Below are 16,230 nucleotides of genomic sequence, written 5' to 3' on the forward strand. Positions count from 1 at the left end.
GATGTCGGGTTTCTTCATCAACCGGCCGATCTTCGCCTGGGTGATCGCCATCGTGATCATGCTGGGCGGCCTGCTCGCGCTGCAGTCGCTGCCGATCTCGCAATATCCGCAGATCGCACCCACAACCGTCAACATCAGCGCCACCTACCCCGGCGCCGATGCCCAGACGGTCGAGAACTCGGTGACCAAGGTCATCGAGCAGGGCATGACCGGCATCGACAATCTCGATTACATGACGGCGACGTCGACCTCGACCGGCTCGGCCTCGATCACGCTGACCTTCACCAGCGGCGCCAATCCCGACACCGCCCAGGTGCAGACGCAGAACAAGCTGCAGCTGGTGCAGTCGCAGTTGCCGCAGGTCGTCCAGAGCAACGGCATCACCGTCTCCAAATCCTCGACCGGCTTCCTGATGGTCATCGGCTTCGTCTCCAGCGACGGCAAGATGAACTCGACCGACCTCGCCGACTATGTCGACAGCACCGTCAACGACACGCTGAAGCGCGTCGAAGGCGTCGGCTCGACGCAGCTCTTCGGATCCGGCTATGCCATGCGCATCTGGCTCGACCCCGACAAATTGGCGCAATATGCGCTGATGCCGACCGATGTCGCCACCGCGATCGAGGCGCAGAACACGCAGGTTTCGGCGGGCCAGCTTGGCGGCTTGCCGGCGCGCAAGGGCCAGCAGCTCAACGCCACGGTGACGGCCAAGAGCCGGCTGCAGACCGCCGAACAGTTCCGCAACATCATCCTCAAGAGCAACACCGACGGCTCGCTGGTGCGGCTGAACGATGTCGCCAAGGTCGAGATCGGCGCCGAAAGCTACACCACGCAAGCCCACTACAACGGCAAGCCGGCCGCCGGCGTCGCCGTCAACCTGGCGACCGGCGCCAACGCCATCAGCACCGCCGAGGCGGTGCGCGCGACCATCAACCGCCTGAGCTCGACCTTCCCGCAAGGCGTCGAGGTCGTCTACCCGTACGACACCTCGCCCTTCGTGCGCCTGTCGATCGAGGAAGTGGTGAAGACGCTCGCCGAAGCGATCGTGCTGGTGTTCCTGGTGATGCTGCTTTTCCTGCAGAACCTGCGCGCCACCATCATCCCGACGATCGCGGTGCCTGTCGTGCTGCTCGGCACATTCGGCGTGCTGTCCTTCTTCGGCTATTCCATCAACACCCTCACCATGTTCGCCATGGTCCTAGCCATCGGCCTGCTCGTCGACGACGCCATCGTCGTGGTCGAGAATGTCGAGCGCGTGATGCAGGAGGAAGGCTTGCCGCCGAAAGAGGCGACGCGCAAATCGATGAACGAGATCACCGGCGCGCTGATCGGCATCGCCACCGTGCTATCGGCCGTGTTCGTGCCGATGGCTTTCTTCGGCGGTTCCACCGGCATCATCTACCGGCAATTCTCCGTCACCATCGTCTCGGCGATGGTGCTCTCGGTGCTGGTGGCACTGGTGCTGACGCCGGCGCTCTGCGCCACGATCCTGCGCCCGGCCAAGGACCATGCGACGCAAAGAGGTCCGTTCGGCTGGTTCAACCGCGTCTTCGATCGCGGCACGATCGCCTACCGCGACGGCTCGCACGGCATCATCAACCGCTCGTGGCGATTCCTCGCCGTGTTCCTGGCCATCGTCATCGGCATGGGCTGGATGTTCGCCCGCCTGCCGAGCTCGTTCCTGCCGGACGAGGATCAGGGCATCCTGATCACCAGCGCATCGCTGCCGGTCGGCGCGACGCAGGATCGCACCGAGCGCGTGCTGGCTGAGGTGACCAACCATTATCTCAACGAAGAGAAGGACGCGGTCGAAGGCGTGTTCACCGCTTCCGGCTTCGGCTTCGGCGGCGCCGGACAGAATGTCGGCATCGCCTTCGTGCGGATGAAGGATTTCGACCAGCGCAAGACGCCGGCGCTCGCCGCCTCGGCGGTCGCCGGCCGCGCCATGGGCGCCTTCTCCACGATCAGGGACGCCCAGGTCTTCGCGCTTGCCCCGCCCGCCATCCAGGGCTTCGGCAACACCAACGGCTTCGATTTCTACCTGCAGGACGTCAACGGCGCCGGCCATGAGGCGCTGATCCAGACGCGCAACCAGCTTCTGGGCTTGGCCGCGAAGAGCACGCTGCTCGCCAACACCCGCCCTAACGGCCAGGAGGATCAGCCGCAATTTTCGGTCGACATCGACCAGGAAAAGGCCAGCGCGCTCGGCATCAGCCTCGCCGACATCAACAACACGCTGTCGACCGCCTGGGGCAGCGACTACGTCAACGACTTCATCGATCGCGGCCGGGTGAAGCCGGTCTATCTGCAGTCGGACCCGGACTTCCGCATGCAGCCGGAAGACCTCGACAAATGGCAGGTCCGCAACTCCGGCGGCGCCATGGTGCCGTTCTCGACCTTCGCCTCCAGCCACTGGACCTATGGATCGCCCCGCCTCGAACGCTACAACGGCTCGGCGGCTGTGGAGATCCAGGGTGCCGCGGCCGCGGGCCAAAGCTCCGGCGCCGCGATGGACGAGATCGACAGGCTGGTCGCGCAACTGCCGGCCGGGTATTCGCATGAATGGACGGGGCTGTCGCACCAGGAGCGGCTTTCCGGCAACCAGGCGATGTCGCTCTACGCGATCTCGGCGCTGGTCGTCTTCCTCTGCCTTGCCGCGCTTTACGAGAGTTGGTCGATCCCGTTCGCCGTCATGCTGTCGGTGCCGATCGGCATTTTCGGCGCGCTGGCGGCGGCCACCCTCTTCGGCCAAACCAACGACGTCTATTTCAAGGTCGGGCTGCTGACCACGATCGGTCTTGCCGCCAAGAACGCCATCCTCATCGTCGAGTTCGCCATCGAGCGGCAATCGGCCGGAATGGGGCTGGTAGAAGCGACGCTCGAAGCGGCGCGACAACGCCTGCGGCCGATCCTGATGACCTCGCTGGCCTTCATCCTTGGCGTCACGCCGCTTGCGATTGCCAGCGGCGCGGGCTCCGGCGCGCAGAACTCGGTCGGCATCGGCGTCATGGGCGGCATGATCGCGGCGACCGTGATCGGCGTCTTTTTGGTGCCGCTATTGTTCGTCACGGTGCGCCGCATCTTCAAAGGCAGGGCGGCCAAGCAGGATACGGGCGGGCAGAATTCGGGCGGGACACAAGCCACAGCCACTCCGGAATAAAGGTTTCTCTCAAATGTTTGATTTTGAACGCGGTCTCGCGACCGCGAAGGGGCTCTTTTTGCCCGCGTTTGCCGCTGCCCTGCTTTCGGGATGCGTCGTCGGTCCGGATTACCAGAAGCCTTTGCTGGCGATGCCGGCAAGCTGGGGCGGGCAGAAGGCGGGCAAGCCGGCCAAGCCGGCGCAATTGTCGAAATGGTGGCAGCGCCTGCGCGATCCCGAGCTGAACGCGCTTGTGGACGAAGCGGTTGCCGGCAATCTCGATGTGGCAAGCGCCAAGGCCAAGATTCGTGAGGCGCGGGCGAGCTACCGCCAGTCGGTCGGCACGTTGCTCCCCTCCGCGGACGGTTCAGCATCGGCCAGTCGCAACCGGGTTTCCGCAACCAGCGCGGGCACGACGGCCAGCGAGACCTATAGCCAATACCAGGCGGGCTTCGATTCCAGCTGGGAACTCGACCTTTTCGGCGCCAACCGCAGGGGCGTCGAGGCGGCGAGCTACGGACTGGACGCCTCCGAGGAGGAGCTGCGTTCAACCCTTCTCACGCTGGTTGGCGATGTGACTTCGAATTATGCCCAGGCACGCGGCTACCAGGCCCGCATAGCGCTTGCCCGGCGCTCTGCCGCATCGCAGCGGCAAACCGCCCAACTCACCCGCACGATGGCTCTGGCCGGCTCGGCGACCGCGGCGGATGTCGCCAAGGCGGAAGGACAGGCCAGCAGCACGGAAGCCGGCATTCCAAGCCTGGAAGCAAGTTATGCCGAGGCCGTGCATCGCCTTTCCGTGCTGACCGGGCGCCCGCCGGCGGCGCTCAACGAGCGCCTGAAGCGCCCGACACCGATCCCGGCGCCGCGCCTGCCGATCCCGACCGGTATCCCGGCCGACATCCTGCTCACCCGCCCGGACGTGCGCTTGGCCGAGCGGCAATATGCGCAGTCCACCGCCAAGATCGGCCGGGCCGAGGCGGCGCGCTATCCGAGCGTCAGCCTGACCGGCGACATAAGCACCACGGCTCTCAAGCTCGGCGATCTCGGCAAGAACTCCACCATCGGCTGGTCCTTTGGCCCCACGCTCAGCGTGCCATTGTTCAATGGCGGCCAGTTGCAGGCAGCCGTCGACGTCGCCAAAGCCCAGCGCGACCAGTATTTCGTCGCCTACAAGGCTGCCGTGCTGACGGCGCTGGAAGACGTGGAAAACGCCACGGTTTCGCTGTCGCAGGAGCGCATCAGGAACGGCAAGCTCGCCTCCTCCGCGAAGTCCTACGGCGATGCCGCGCGGCTTGAAAGAACGCTCTACAAGGCCGGCGAGACCAGCCTTCTCGACGTGCTCGATGCCGAACGCTCGGCCTATTCCGCCGACGATTCCGTCCTGCAAAGCCGCGTCTCGATCGCCACCGACTATATAGCCCTCAACAAGGCCCTAGGCGGCGGCTGGAACGGCGCGATCGAGACCGCCAGGCCCGAAATCATCGACGTCCGCACCGGTCCGCGGCTGGCGTCGAAGACCCAGTGATACGAAGGCCAGCGGGGATCGGGGCGCACGGTGTCTACAAATTCGCGTGAGCGATGCCCGCACGCAATATCCCGCTATATAAAAGCGTCGTTGAGGTAATGAGATGTCAGGCGCCTACGATCTGGGAACCAATCTGGTCCGCCGTATCTATGAAAAGCGCATAGATGCACCGGCCATTCTTGATGCCGGCACGCATTTTCCCAATGCCGCGAAGTTCACCGCCGCCTGGCAGGATATCCGCGATGAGGCGCTGGCGGCGAAGCTGAACAAGGCGCCGCGCTTCCACGACATCATGCCGGAGCAGGCCGATATCTCGGCCAATGATGGTCTCGACTGGCGCATGTTCGTGCTCAAGGCCTACGACATGACCGTTCCGGAAAACATCGCAAGGATGCCGGTCCTGAGCCGGTTGCTTTCGGAGTGCCCCGAGGTCAAATCGGCGGCTGTCTCGTTCCTGGCCCCGCGCAAGCACATCCCGCCGCACCGCGGGCCTTTTCGCGGCATCATGCGGTTCCATCTTGGCCTGGTCATCCCGAAGCAGCCGGACGGTCGTCCGGCAACGATCATGATGATCAATCACGAGGAAAGGCGCATCGCCGACGGCGAATGCATGCTCTGGGACGATACTTTCGAGCACGAAGTCATGAACAACTCGGATCAGCCCCGTGTCGCTCTCCTGCTCGACGTGTGGCGTCCGCAAATGCCGCTGGATATGGAAATCCTGTCGCGCGTGATCGTACGCGGCGTGCAGGTGGGGATGCGCTATCGTGGCGTGTCGTTCGGCGGCTGAACCAGCTGCAAAGGCTCAAGCGCGTCACGCTTCAAGCACGTGCCTCGCGATAGGTCCCTGCCCTGCTGCCACGCTTGCCGGGGAACATGGCGTCCCTCGCCAGCAATCCGCTGACGCGGCAGAAGGCTGCGAAGGCGCGGCAGGCTTCCTCGGCGCTGGCCACATCGACCGTCGCGCCGAAGCAGGCGTTGAACGCGGCGTCGTAGACCTTGCCCTGCCGGCGCTTCGGCCAATCCTGCAGGAAATCGAGCGCCTGCTCGACGCTGTAGATTTCCTCGACCGGCAGGCCAGGCGCGGGCGTGATGCGCACCGGCACCTCGAATTGCAGTCTGTCCATTCCCTGTCTCCCGAACTGGCGCAACCGGAGCAACGCCGCTCGTTCTGAAAAGTTTCTTTTGCGGCCTTCTGACTCGCAAATGTGACCTCAGTGCGGTGAAGATTAGGTTCGCCGGTGCGGCAGATCGGCGTCAGTCCGGATCGATGCCGGCTGCATTGCCAATGCCGGATTTCCACCGTATTGCCGGCCATCACAGCTGCCGCGGGCGAAAAGATGAGCGAAATCCGGGTCGAGTCTCTGATCAAGCGCTATGGCGGCACCACCGCGCTGGACGGCGTTTCGCTGGCCTTTCCGCAGGGATCGTTCACGGCGCTGCTCGGCCCTTCCGGCTGCGGCAAGACGACGATGCTGCGCCTGATCGCCGGCTTCGAGGCGCCGAGCGAAGGCCGCGTGTTCCTTGGTGACGCGCTTGTCGCCGACCCGAAGCGGCAGCTGCCACCGGAGGCGCGCAATGTCGGCGTCGTCTTCCAGTCCTATGCGCTATGGCCGCACATGGATGTCGCCGAAAACGTCGCCTATCCGCTGAGGGCTCGGCATGTGCCCTCCGCGGATATCCCAGCCCGCGTCACGGCTGTGCTCGACATCGTCGGTCTGGGCGGCTTCGCCAAGCGCCGCATCGACGAGTTGTCGGGCGGTCAGCGGCAGCGCGTCGCGCTCGCGCGCTGCCTGGTCGCCGAGGCCAGGATCATCCTGTTCGACGAGCCGCTCGCCAACCTCGACATGCATCTGCGCGCCGCGATGGTCGACGCCTTCCGCGATATCCATCGCCGCACCGGCGCGACCATCGTCTATGTCACGCATGACCAGGCCGAGGCCCTGGCGCTTGCCGACCGCGTCGCCGTGATGAGCAAAGGCAGGCTGCTGCAGGCCGCCCCCCCGCAGGAAATCTATCGTTCTCCCGCCGACGCCGCTGTTGCCGGCTTCGTCGGCCGTGGCAGCCTGGTCTCAGGCAACACCGTCGGCCATTCGGACAAGGCCTCGATCGTCGATATCGCCGGCCACCGGCTCGCGGCGCGCAGCCACGACAAGCCGGTCGGCGCGGTCAAGGTCCTGCTGCGCCCGGAAGCCTTGCGCATCGCGGCCGAGGGCCTGCCGGCGACAGTGCTGGACAGCGTCTACCGAGGGCCGGTGCACGAAGTGCGGCTGGCGCTCGCTGAGGCCGGACAGCATCTGCTGGTCGACAGCACCGAGGCGCTGGCGACGGGGCAGCATGTGCATGTCGCCGTGTCCGACGCCTGGGTGGTGCCGGGCGCCTGAGAGCAATTCCAGGAAAAGTGTGTAGCGGTTTTCCGTCCGGAATTGCAGAAAACAAAGGTCATCGCCAGGGCAACACGCCTGCCGGCAAGCGACGGCCGAACCGATCCAGCGCCAGAAGCAGCACGATGACGACGGCGATCGTGGACACGGCAATTGCCGCCGCCTGCGTGCCGAGCCCCGCCTCCTCCAGGCTGAACAGCACGACGCCGAGCGTTTCCTTGCCGCTCGACCACAGCAATGCCGAGACCGTCAACTCGTTGAAGGCGCTCATGAACACCAGCAGACCGCCCGCCGCGGCCGCGGGCGCCGCGAGCGGCGCGGTGATCGTCGCGAGCCGCCGGAGCGGACCGGCGCCGGACACTGCCGCCGCCTCGTCGAGATCGCGTGGGATCTGTCCCACCGCCGTCGTCACCGGTTTCATCGCCAGCGTCAGGAAGCGCATGGCGTAGGCGACCAGGATGATCGACGCGGTCGCATAGAGGCTGCCGATCAGCGGCAGCGGCCGCAGGAACAAAAGGATGCAGGCGATCGCCAGCACCACGCCGGGGATCGTGTAAGGCAGGTCGACGATGCCGCCGAGCACGCGCCGCCAGCGCCTGTCGAAACGCTCAAGCCGAGCGGCCATCGGAATGACGCCAAGGGCAAGGATCAGGGCCGCGCCGCCGGCAAAGAGCAGCGAGTTGCGGAAGGCCCGCACCGTGGACGCTTGCCGGATAAGCACTTCCGTATAGTTGGCGATCGTTGCAGTGCGCGGGCCGAGCGGCACGCCGAAGGACGGTACCAGCGACGTCGCCAGCAGCGCGCAGGCCGGAAGTATGAGGACCAGGCCGATGACCGTCCAGCCGGCACAGGCGAGCGGCACGCGCAAGCCTCCGAGCTCGAATTGCGCCGGCGTGCCGGCAACGATGCGGTGCCCGGCGCCGCGCAGCGCCAGCGACTGGAACACCATGCCGATAAGCGCCAGCGCGCCGACCAGCACCGACAGGGCCGCGATCTGAGGCAACACACCAGGGCCAAAACTCGATAGGTCCTGATAGATCAGGGTTGGCAGCGTCAGGTAATTGACGGGCATACCGAGAAGCGCCGGTATGCCGAAATTGCCGACACCGGAAACGAAGGCAAGCGCCGCAGCGGCCACCACATAGGGTCGCACGACGGGCAGCACGATGGTCCGCAGCACGCCGAGCGGCCGCGCGCCGCAGGACCGCGCCGCCTCGACCAGATCGCGCGGCACGCGCGACAACCCGGCCCGCATGGTGATGAACACGATAGGCGCGTGTTGCACGCCGTAGAGAAGGATGATGCCGCCACGGCCCAGCATCGGGTTGCCGCTGCCGGGCACCGGCGCCAGCCCAAGCATGCCGAGCAGCGTGCTCGACGGGCCGAAGAGATGCAGCCAGGCGAGCGCCGTGACCTGCGGCGCGATCATCAGCGGCAGAAGCAGCAGGAAGCCGAGGATCTTTCGTCCTGGCAGATCGGTCATCGTCACCGCGATGGCGAACGGAATGCCGAGGCAGAGCGCCAGCAGCGCGCCGAAAAAGGCCGTGTCCAGCGTGTGCCACATCGCCTTGAGCGCGGCGGGGCCGGCAAGCCGCCCGGCAAAGGCGGCGAAATCGACCGCTCCCCCGGGCGCGATCGCCGCAAGCACGAGACGCGCCATCGGCAGCAGGCTGAGCACAGCGATGACCAGCAGCACAGCCAGGGCCGACAGACGCTGGCCGAATATCGGGCCTGACTGCGCGAAACCGCCCGCCTGCGGCAATGCCGGGCCTGGCCCGGCAACGCGATGTTCCGCGGTGGCCAAAGTTCCCTTCCGGGCCGCCTACTGGCTCATCACCGCGCTGAACTTTTCCTTGTTCTGCGCATCATTGGCCAGCGCCGCCGCCGCGTCATAGTCGAGCACCTTGATCGAGGCGCGGTCCGGATAGCCGGCCGGCAGCGCGACATCGGCACGGGCCGGGATGTAGCCCATCTTGGCGGCCACTTCCTGCCCGTCCTTCGACAGCAGGAAATCGACGAAGGCCTTGGCGGCTTCCTGGTTCTTGGCAGTCGAGAGGATCGCGACCGGTTCGGTGACGGCGGAAACGCCTTCCTTCGGGAAGACGAACTCCACCGGCGCACCCTTGGCCTTCTCGCGGATCGGCATGTAGTCGACGATCATGCCGAACAGCTTGTCGCCGCCGCTGACCGCCTTCAGCACGTCGCCATTGCCGCCGCTGGCCTGCGCGCCGTTCTTGGCGAGCGCGCCGTAATAGTCCCAGCCCTCCGCCAGATTGCCGGTGAGCGTGACGGTGTGGATCATCGCCGCGCCCGAGGTCAGCGGGCTGGGCATCGCGATCAGACCCTTGGCTTCCGGTTTCTTCAGGTCTTCCCAGCTCGTCGGCACGAAAGGCGCCTTGGTGTTGTAGACGATGCCGGTGGTGATCAGCTTGGTCGAGAAATAGGTCCTGTCCTTGTCGTAGAGCGCCGCGTCGAGGCCCTCGACCTTGGCTTCCGGATAAGCGAGCAGCCGGCCTTCCTTCTTCAGGCCTTCCATGGTCACGACATCGGCGATCAGAAGCACGTCGGCCTGCGGCTGGCCGGCCTCGATCTCGGCATGCAGCTTGGCCAGGATCTTCGGTGTGCCGTCGCGCACCCAGTCGACCTTGATGCCCGGGTTCTTCGCCATGAAGGCGTCGACCGTCTGCTGGGCATCGGTGTTCGGCTGGCTGGTGTAGAGCACCAGCGTGCTGTCGGCGGCGGCGCCCGCAACGGTGGATGCCAGCAATAGGGCGGCGAGAACGATCTGGCGCATGGAAATACCTGTTTCTTGATTACGGCTGGGGAAGTCCGGCAGGCGCCGGGGCTGGAAAACCTGAGTAAGGCCGCAGGATAACCATTATGTGACAGGGCGACGCAACCCGCATCGCCCTGCCCCTTGTCCCTCTTCCATGCCCTTGCCGTTACTGGCTGGCCGGATCGGTCTCGGCGTCATAGGCCATGCGGGTAACCACCATCAGAACATAGGCGGACGGCAGCGCGAAGATGGCTCCGAGCACGATCGCCGCCGTTCCTTCCATGCGAACGGTGGCGGCAACGGCCCAGTAGAGGGTGCCGAGGCAGATCACGGCCTGAATCGCCAGAAAGCAGGCCGCGGCGGCCGCGCGTGTAAGTGTCTTGAACGTCTTGATGCGTTGCATTGAATGGAATTCGAATTGACGCGCACGCAACCGGCGAACGGCCAGCGGCCGTCGCCGGGTCGCGACGCGAAGGAATGTTTGTGATTGAAGGCCGCGCTTGGCGGCTAAGGCTTTACGCGGCGGGCGGCGCGCGCGGCTGGTTGGTGCGTGCGGCTGTTACGCTTGCCGATACGGCCGTGACGCCCATTTCGGCGGGCAACGCCTGGCCGATAACCAGGAAACCGGATGCGGGCGCAAGCGCGCCGTGATTGCCGCTGAGGAGCTTGACCGGGAGCGGCCTGCTGGCCCTCGCTTCAAGCGCCGGGGCCTTGCCGGTGGTTCTGAGCAGCGCGATCGTGTCGCCCTGGCGGGCGGCGCTGACGCTGGAGCCGCCCGAGAGCGAGACGGCCGACGCGGAGATTTCCGCCTGGGCGAAGCCCAGCAGCGCGAGCATCAGCAGCGCCATCAGGCCCGCAAAAGCGGTCCTGGCCGGCAGCAGCATCGATCTTTCGCGTTCAGGTGCCGTCAAGGCAATCTCCCGATACCAGCACCCGGCCTAACCCATGGAATGGCCAAAGGAAAGCGGCAATGGACGCGGCAACCGCACTTCGTCCTTGAACCTTGCGGCTTCCGGTGCCAAATCTGGAGCAGATTTTCGTATTCGGCTCCGTTGGAGCCAACGTCGGCAAACGGACAAAAATGGTTACCTATCTAGACGCCTCCACGGCCCCCCTTCGAAACACCGGCCAGATCCGCCTCTATGGCGAGGAAGGCTTTGCCGGCATGCGCAAGGCCTGCGACCTCACCGCGCGCTGCCTCGACGAGCTTGTGCCGATGGTACAGCCCGGCGTGACGACCGAAACCATCGACCGCTTCGTCTTCGAATTCGGCATGGACCATGGCGCGCTGCCGGCGACGCTCAATTATCGCGGCTACACCAAGTCGTCCTGCACCTCGATCAACCACGTCGTCTGCCACGGCATTCCCGACAACAAGCCGCTGAAGGAAGGCGACATCGTCAACATCGACGTCACCTATATCCTCGACGGCTGGCACGGCGATTCCTCGCGCATGTATCCGGTGGGCACGATCAAGCGCGCCGCCGAGCGGCTCCTCGAGGTCACCTATGAGTGCCTGATGCGCGGCATCGCCGCGATCAGGCCCGGCGCCCGCACCGGCGCAATCGGCGCCGCGATCCAGACCTATGCCGAGGCCGAGCGCTGCTCGGTGGTGCGCGATTTCTGCGGTCACGGCGTCGGCCAGCTTTTCCACGATGCGCCGAACATCCTGCATTACGGCACCGTCAATGAAGGCGTCGAGATGCGGCCGGGCATGATCTTCACCGTCGAGCCGATGATCAATCTCGGCCGGCCGCATGTGAAGGTGCTGTCGGACGGCTGGACCGCGGTCACGCGCGACCGCTCGCTCTCGGCGCAGTACGAGCACACGATCGGCGTCACCGACACCGGCTGCGAGATCTTCACGCTGTCGGCGAAAAAGCTCGACCGCCCCGGCCTGCCGGCCTAGCGGTGCCTACTGGCGCCCGCGGGACCACCGAGCGGCGAGTTTGGCGCCAGTCTATGGGATCAGCAGCAAACTTCCGGTGGTTCGTCCCGCCTCGAGTTCGGTGTGGGCTTGGGCTGCCTCACCGAGCGCGAATTCCCCGCCAACATCGGCCGCGATATTCAGACTGAAGGCGTCGATCAAGGCCGCCGCGGCTTCGGTGTAGAAAGCCTGATCGTTGGTCGCAGCCATTATGCTCGGGTGGGCGAGAGCGCGGTTGGGCCGTAGCTGGTCAAGCAAAACCGGCGGGATCGGTCCGGCCGCCTGGCCGAAGCTGACGGCGGTGCCGAACGGCCGTATGCATTGGATTGTCTTGGCGAGCATGGCGCCGCCGATGCCGTCATAGCCGACGTCGACGCCTCGACCGCCTGTAAGCTCCAAGACCTGCCGGACCAGATCGGCGTCGCGCCCGACGATGAGATGGTCGGCGCCGTGAGAGCGAGCAAGAGCGGCCTTCTCCTCGGAGCTGACCGTGCCGATCACCGTTGCGCCCAGATGTTTTGCCCAGCGGACCAGGATAGCCCCAAGGCCGCCTGCAGCGGCATGAACCAGGATCGTCATGCCCGGCTTCACGGCGTAGGTGCGGTTGAGCAGCATGTAGGCCGTCATACCCTTCAGCGTCGATGCGGCCGCCGCGCGCGAGCCAACGCCGTCCGGCAGCTTGATCGCCCGGGTCGCCGGCAGCAGGCGCGTCGAGCTATACGCGCCGACCGGGGCGCCAGCGTAGGCGACACGATCGCCTGGAGCGAGCAGCACGATCTCGGCGCCGACGGCCTCAACGATACCGGCTCCCTCGGCGCCAAGCACGGCGGGATAGGAGGGCAGCGGATAGATGCCCTTGCGATGATAGATATCGAGAAAATTGACGCCGATCGCCTCATGCCTGATACGGATTTCTTGCGGACCTGGAGATTGCGGCGCCCGCTCCGACACCCGCAGCTGGTCGACGCCTCCGGTGGCGGCTAGCGTAACGGCGATATCCATCTTCATTCTCCAACCTGATGTCCGGCAGGTGAATGGCAGATGGCAAGCTGATTGAAAATTGCCTATAAATCCCCATTTGATGGGAAAAAATAGTCAGATGCTGGATTGGGAGGACCTTCGCCATTTCCATGCTCTTTCACTGCTGGGCACGCTTTCGGCCGCCGCACGCGCGCTCGGCGTGGAGCATGCCACGGTAGCGAGACGGGTGGTACATCTGGAAGAGAAGATCGGCGCCAAGCTTGTCGACCGGCGCGGGCGGCGTCTTTCGCTGACGGCCAAGGGCCAGCAAATAGCCAGCATCGCCACGCGGATGAGCGAAGATGCCCTGACGATCGAACGTACGGCATTGAATACCGACAATCGGCACACAGGTACGGTCAGGGTAAGCGCCCCGCCTGCCTTGGCAACCGCGCTGCTGGCAGAGCCATTCGTTCGCCTCCGGCAAAGGCATCCCGGAATAAATGTCGTGGTCATCGGCGAGACCCGTTATGCCTCGCTTGGACGACGGGAGGCGGACATCGCCGTGCGGATGACGCGACCCGAACACGGCGACCTGACGGTCACCAAGATCGGCGACATCGGCTTCAGCCTCTATGCCGACCCCGCCTATCTCGCCGCGACGCGCGAGGCGGACTGGTCCTTCGTCGGTTATGAGGAAACCATGGCCTCGTCGCCGCAGGAAAGGATGCTCGCGCGGATTGCCGCGGATCGTCCCGTCGCCATCCGCGCCACGGCACTGGAGTTTCAATTGGCGACCGTCAAGGCTGGCGGCGGCGTCGCGCTGCTGCCGGATTTCATGGCGGCAGGTCTGAATTTGACCCGACTGCCTTTGCCGGACGGTCCGCTGACGCGTGAACTCTGGCTGGTCGTGCATACGGATATCAAGGATGTACCGATGATCCGCGCCGTAATGGACGAGCTTGGCGGCAAGGCCCGGTAAGCAGACCGGCGGGACCCCTTCCCGATACACACATCCTTGACTGCCTGCGCTGGAAACACCGCGCGCATTGGGACGTGCCAAGGACACCTTCCGCATCCAGGCAAGGGCTTGCCGAAAATCGACTCCCGGTTTCCGAATCGATGCTGTAGGCTTTCCGCCGGGCCTTCGGGGGTACGGGCAGGCATGGGCAAAGTCGAGGACGAGCGGGCGTTCTTTTCCGAAGGCTGGATCGAACCGCCGCAGAAGTCCCTGAAAAAGGCTACAGCGGAAGAAAAGCCGCATTATCACGGCCATCGCGATCGCCTGCGCGAACGTTTCGTTGCTGGTGGCCCGGACGCCCTGCCCGACTATGAGTTGCTCGAGCTGCTGCTGTTTCGGCTGATCCCGCGCGTCGACACCAAGCCGATCGCCAAGGCGCTGATCGCCCGCTTCGGCTCGCTGGCCGAGGTGCTTGGCGCACCGGCGTCCCTGCTCGAGGAAGTGAAAGGCATCGGGCCGACCGTGGCTGTCGACCTCAAGGTCATCGCCGCCACCGCGCAGCGCATGGCGCGCGGCGAAGTGCGCGGCCGCGAGGTGCTGTCGAACTGGACGCAGCTTCTCGACTATTGCCGCTCGGCCATGGCCTTCGAGAACCGCGAGCAGTTCCGCATCCTGTTCCTCGACAAGAAGAACGGGCTGATCGCCGACGAGGTGCAGCAAACCGGCACCGTCGACCACACGCCGGTCTATCCGCGCGAGGTGGTGAAGCGCGCGCTCGAGCTCTCCGCCAGCGCCGTCATCCTTGTCCACAACCACCCCTCGGGGGATCCCACACCTTCCCGCGCGGACATCGAGATGACCAAGCAGATCATCGATACGGCCAAGCCCCTCGGCATCGCCGTGCACGACCACATCATCATCGGCCGCAAGGGCAACGCCTCGATGAAGGGCCTGCTGCTGATCTAGACCGCCTGCGTCGCTGCCACACGCTCGCTAAGACAGGCCTGCGAGGCATCATCCACGCGTCTTCAGGTTTCGAAGCATTGCCACAGCAACAATTGCGGCCAGTAGCATGATCCCTGCGGCAGCCAGGAACGAGCCCGCCGCCGCGCTCGTGTAGGCGCTTCGCGCTGCCGACAACAACACGTTGCCCTCTCCGAGACTTGGCGCAAGACTGCTCGCAGTGCCGATACCGCGCAGCGCAGTCTCCATCGCATCGTCAGAAGCGCCAGTCGGCATGGCCGTGCCGAGCGCAGAGCGATAAAGCAGCGTTGCCAGACTGCCAAGCAAGGCGATGCCAAGCGCGCCACCGAACTCGGAGGCCGTCTCGGAAAGCGCGGAAGCAGCCCCAGACCGTTCCTTCGGCGCCGCGCTGACGACGAGGTCTGCGACGATCGCGATGCCCGGAGCCGAGCCGATCGAGAAAAGCACATTGCCCAGAACGATTAGGATCAAACTGTGCATTTCCGCCGCATATGCCATCAGCGCAAGACCACCCGCTCCGAGAGCGAGGCCGAAGCCGAGGGCATGGGCCGGCCGCATCAGCTTGAGCACGACCGAAGTCAACAAGGAGCCCGCTATGAACCCAAGGCCGGCAGGGATGCTCCACAGGCCGGCTTCCAGCGGATTTAGTCCCAGAACCAACTGAAGATATTGGGCCACAAGAACGAGAATTCCGAAGCCGACAAAAAAATCGAGGACGTTGACTGCGAGCGCCGCTGCCACCACGGACTGCTTGAACAGGCGCAAGTCGAGGAGCGGGTCAGGCAGGGCCATCTGCCGACTTACAAACAGCACCCCGAACACCAGGCCCAATGCGACCGCGGATGCCGACAACACGAGGCCGCCGCCCTCGGCGACGAGCTTGATGCCAAAGATGACTGGCAACACGGCCGCAAGAGACAAAGCAGCACTCAGGACATCAAGCCGCCCGGCGTTTGGGGTCTTGTGCTCGGGCAACAGCACCGGCCCGACCACCAGCAGCACCACCGTGATGGGGATAGGCACCAGGAACACGGCTCCCCACCAGAAGTGCGACAGGAGCAAACCGCCGACGACCGGGCCGATCGCGCCGCCAAACGAGAAACTCGCAACCCAGACGCTTACGGCAAAAGTCCTCTGGCGGTTGTCGCGGAACATGTTGCTGATGAGAGACAGTGTCGAAGGCGCCATCGTCGCGCCGGCGATTCCGAGCAGTGCCCGAGCCAGGATGAGCATCTCGGCGCTCCGTGCAAAGGCTGCGACCAGCGACAGGAGCCCGAACGCCGCCGATCCGATCAGCAGCAGTTTGCGCCGTCCTATCCGGTCACCGAGGGCGCCCATAATGAGGAGCGTACCCGCAGCCAGAAAGCCGTAGATGTCAACGACCCAGAGCAATTGCGCGGCTGTCGGCTTGAGGTCGGCGCTGAGCGACGGCACGGCCAGGTTCAGCACGGTCAGGTCCATTGCGTAGAGTATGCAAGGCAGCGCAATGATCCCGAGGCCGATCCATTCGCGATACGTGGCCCGGTCTGCGCGCGGATCGGTGATGCCGGATGCGCCCATTGCCATCTCCT

At 65.1% G+C, this 16,230-nt stretch carries 14 protein-coding genes; 7 read left to right on the forward strand and 7 right to left on the reverse strand.

The window, feature by feature from the left end; genetic code table 11:
• The first annotated feature begins 1 nt into the window (after position 1).
• The 3 genes from LB572_RS08415 (at position 2) to LB572_RS08425 (ending at position 5,457) form a co-directional block, all read left to right on the forward strand.
• Positions 2–3,160: an efflux RND transporter permease subunit gene (locus tag LB572_RS08415; protein WP_224667401.1), complete on the forward strand. Its 3,159-nt coding sequence runs from the start codon at positions 2–4 to the stop codon at positions 3,158–3,160.
• A gap of 13 nt (positions 3,161–3,173) precedes the next feature.
• Entirely contained in the window at positions 3,174–4,667 is a 1,494-nt protein-coding gene (locus LB572_RS08420; RefSeq protein ID WP_224667402.1) for an efflux transporter outer membrane subunit, read from the forward strand.
• A 103-nt stretch (positions 4,668–4,770) separates the two neighbouring features.
• Positions 4,771–5,457 (forward strand): aspartyl/asparaginyl beta-hydroxylase domain-containing protein, encoded by a 687-nt coding sequence (locus tag LB572_RS08425; RefSeq protein ID WP_140808356.1) that lies wholly within the window; start codon positions 4,771–4,773, stop codon positions 5,455–5,457.
• 31 nt (positions 5,458–5,488) lie between these two features.
• On the opposite strand, the gene LB572_RS08430 is transcribed toward LB572_RS08425, so the two are convergent.
• Positions 5,489–5,794 (reverse strand): DUF982 domain-containing protein, encoded by a 306-nt coding sequence (locus tag LB572_RS08430; protein ID WP_140808355.1) that lies wholly within the window; start codon positions 5,792–5,794, stop codon positions 5,489–5,491.
• Positions 5,795–6,007: 213 nt separating this feature from the next.
• Between LB572_RS08430 and LB572_RS08435 the strand changes: the two genes are divergently transcribed.
• Positions 6,008–7,051 (forward strand): ABC transporter ATP-binding protein, encoded by a 1,044-nt coding sequence (locus LB572_RS08435; RefSeq protein WP_224667403.1) that lies wholly within the window; start codon positions 6,008–6,010, stop codon positions 7,049–7,051.
• A gap of 58 nt (positions 7,052–7,109) precedes the next feature.
• Here LB572_RS08435 and LB572_RS08440 read toward each other — a convergent pair whose 3' ends face one another.
• From LB572_RS08440 to LB572_RS08455, 4 genes are all read right to left on the reverse strand, one after another.
• Complete coding sequence (locus LB572_RS08440; RefSeq protein ID WP_224667553.1) at positions 7,110–8,711, reverse strand: ABC transporter permease; 1,602 nt, start codon at positions 8,709–8,711, stop codon at positions 7,110–7,112.
• Between the two features lie 162 nt (positions 8,712–8,873).
• Positions 8,874–9,845 (reverse strand): ABC transporter substrate-binding protein, encoded by a 972-nt coding sequence (locus LB572_RS08445; RefSeq protein WP_140808351.1) that lies wholly within the window; start codon positions 9,843–9,845, stop codon positions 8,874–8,876.
• Positions 9,846–9,993: 148 nt separating this feature from the next.
• Complete coding sequence (locus LB572_RS08450) at positions 9,994–10,230, reverse strand: hypothetical protein (protein WP_224667404.1); 237 nt, start codon at positions 10,228–10,230, stop codon at positions 9,994–9,996.
• A 112-nt stretch (positions 10,231–10,342) separates the two neighbouring features.
• Positions 10,343–10,738 carry a hypothetical protein gene (locus LB572_RS08455; RefSeq protein WP_224667405.1) on the reverse strand — a complete coding sequence of 132 codons (396 nt, stop codon included), beginning with the start codon at positions 10,736–10,738 and terminating at the stop codon, positions 10,343–10,345.
• 170 nt (positions 10,739–10,908) lie between these two features.
• On the opposite strand from LB572_RS08455, the gene map reads away from it, so the two are divergent.
• A complete protein-coding gene (map, locus tag LB572_RS08460) occupies positions 10,909–11,736 on the forward strand; it encodes a type I methionyl aminopeptidase (RefSeq protein WP_224667406.1) in 828 nt (275 codons plus the stop codon).
• A gap of 51 nt (positions 11,737–11,787) precedes the next feature.
• Here the strand turns inward: map and LB572_RS08465 are convergent, their stop codons facing one another.
• Entirely contained in the window at positions 11,788–12,756 is a 969-nt protein-coding gene (locus LB572_RS08465) for a quinone oxidoreductase family protein (RefSeq protein WP_224667407.1), read from the reverse strand.
• 97 nt (positions 12,757–12,853) lie between these two features.
• Between LB572_RS08465 and LB572_RS08470 the strand changes: the two genes are divergently transcribed.
• Together LB572_RS08470 and radC are read left to right on the forward strand one after the other, a co-directional pair.
• Complete coding sequence (locus tag LB572_RS08470; protein WP_224667408.1) at positions 12,854–13,696, forward strand: LysR family transcriptional regulator; 843 nt, start codon at positions 12,854–12,856, stop codon at positions 13,694–13,696.
• Between the two features lie 183 nt (positions 13,697–13,879).
• On the forward strand, positions 13,880–14,641 hold the full coding sequence (gene radC / locus LB572_RS08475) for a RadC family protein (RefSeq protein WP_224667409.1): 762 nt from the start codon (positions 13,880–13,882) through the stop codon (positions 14,639–14,641).
• 48 nt (positions 14,642–14,689) lie between these two features.
• Here radC and LB572_RS08480 read toward each other — a convergent pair whose 3' ends face one another.
• Complete coding sequence (locus LB572_RS08480; protein ID WP_224667410.1) at positions 14,690–16,219, reverse strand: MFS transporter; 1,530 nt, start codon at positions 16,217–16,219, stop codon at positions 14,690–14,692.
• Between the last annotated feature and the right edge of the window lie 11 nt (positions 16,220–16,230).

It is taken from the genome of Mesorhizobium sp. BH1-1-5, from assembly GCF_020165615.1.
In the GTDB taxonomy this organism is placed as follows: Bacteria; Pseudomonadota; Alphaproteobacteria; order Rhizobiales; family Rhizobiaceae; genus Mesorhizobium.